This window comes from Caballeronia sp. (assembly GCF_049581465.1).
In the GTDB taxonomy this organism is placed as follows: domain Bacteria; phylum Pseudomonadota; class Gammaproteobacteria; order Burkholderiales; family Burkholderiaceae; genus Caballeronia.
Window position 1 is genome coordinate 1 of the sequence record NZ_JBAUSA010000726.1, and the last position, 1,994, is coordinate 1,994.

The window sequence follows — 1,994 nt, forward strand, 5'->3', positions numbered from 1 at the left end:
GCGTTCACTAACGCGAACGTCGACGTTCGCGCGACGGCACCCGGCATGTTGGCAACGCAATAGTGAACCACGCCGTCCACGACGAAGGTCGGATCCGTGTGTGTCGTGGGGTGGGAGGTCGCAAAGCAGCCGCCCTGATCGATAGCGACATCGACGACAACGGCCCCCGGTTTCATATGCGAAATCATGTCGTGGGTGATGAGTTTCGGTGCCGCAGCGCCGGGGATGAGCACCCCGCCAATCAAGAGATCTGCGGCGAGCGCTGAGTCTTCAATCGTCTGTGCGTTCGAACATAGCGTGGTGACGCGGTTGCCATAGATGAGATCCAATGCACGCAAGCGGTCGAGATTCTTGTCGATGATAGTGACGCGGGCACCCATGCCCGTCGCTATCTGAAGGGCGTTCGTGCCGACTACGCCCGCACCGATGATCACCACATGCGCCGGCGCCACACCGGGAACTCCGCCTAGCAGCAACGCCATGCCGCCTTTTGATTTTTCCAGATGCGCAGCGCCCGCCTGCACCGACATGCGGCCCGCGACTTCGCTCATTGGCGCGAGCAAGGGCAGGCCGCCACCCGGACCCGTGATGGTTTCGTAAGCAATGCATACGGCCTTGGACTCGATCAACGCCCGTGTCTGGTCGGGGTCCGGCGCAAGATGCAGATACGTGTAGAGGATCTGACCGGGGCGCAGCATTGCGCACTCGTCCGCCTGCGGCTCCTTGACCTTGACGATCATCTCTGCGGTCGCAAAGACTTCCTGCGCCGTGTCTACGACAGACGCACCCGCGACCCTGTACGCGTCGTCCGACAAACCTATTTCCGCACCGGCAGCTGTCTGGACAACAACCTCATGCCCGTGCGACGTCAGTTCGCGGACCCCCGCAGGTGTCAGGCCGACCCGATATTCATGGTTCTTGATTTCTTTCGGCAGACCGATACGCATGATGGAACTCTCCCCCTGAAAAGGCCATTCGCATGCCTGCATAGCCTACACGAGTCGGAAACACATCGCGCGAAACATCGGCGGGATGCTCGCTAGCCGGGGCACCGCCGTGGGTGCGTGGCGGTATCGTAAGCTAACTCTCATTGTCGCAAAGTCGATAGTTTTAATGCACTCTACGAATGTTCCCCCTCCAGCTACAGAAAAGTTCTAAGGGTTAGCACGCAGTGTCGTGACTGGACAAAAGACCGATGAAACCAATGCAAGACTTGATGAGCCGCCGTCAACTGCTTTCTCTTGTTGGAAGAGCCGCCGGCGGGGCAGCGATGTACCACGCCATGAGCACGCTAGGCTTTGCCGCGTCGTCTGCCTATAGCGGACAGATCAAGCTCGATGGTGCTCCCAAAGGTACGACAATACTTGTCCTCGGCGCGGGCATGGCCGGACTTGTGGCCGCTTACGAGCTGAGGAACGCGGGCTACACGGTCAAGGTACTTGAATACAATAACCGCGCGGGCGGCCGGGCGTGGAGCATTCGGGGCGGCGACGAGTACACGGAACTCGGCGGCGCGAAACAGCGGTGCGAATTCGATAGCGGCCTTTACATCAATCCGGGCCCGTGGCGGATTCCCTATAACCATCTCGCGGTACTGGACTATGCGAAACGCCTGAACGTGCCCCTGGAACCGTTCATCCAGGTTAATTACAACGCCTATCTCCATTCGAGTCGCGCATTCGATGGCAAGCCCCAGCGCTATCGGCAAGTTCAGTCGGACTACCAGGGTTATGTTGCCGAGTTGCTCAGCAAGGCAGTGAATAAAGCACAACTCGATACGCCTTTGACCCAGGAAGATCAGGAAATGCTGCTCGAATCGCTCAGAAGGTGGGGGGCGCTCAATAAGGAGTACCACTACGTATCAGGCACGGCGTCCAGCGAGCGACGAGGCTTCGACGTCGGCTATGGTGGCGGCTTGATGCCAAAGGCCGTGCCTTCGACGCCGTACAAGCGCGAAGAACTCCTCAACTCCCATCTTTGGAAATGGCTTTCAT

Annotated in this window: 2 protein-coding genes; one reads left to right on the top strand and one right to left on the bottom strand. The window is 59.0% G+C overall.

Annotation, left to right across the window (positions count from 1 at the left end):
- On the bottom strand, positions 1-947 hold a 947-nt coding region (gene ald, locus WCA53_RS17830; RefSeq protein WP_423913333.1), incomplete at its 3' end, for an alanine dehydrogenase.
- A gap of 248 nt (positions 948-1,195) precedes the next feature.
- Between ald and WCA53_RS17835 the strand changes: the two genes are divergently transcribed.
- On the top strand, positions 1,196-1,994 hold a 799-nt coding region (locus WCA53_RS17835; protein WP_423913336.1), incomplete at its 3' end, for an NAD(P)/FAD-dependent oxidoreductase.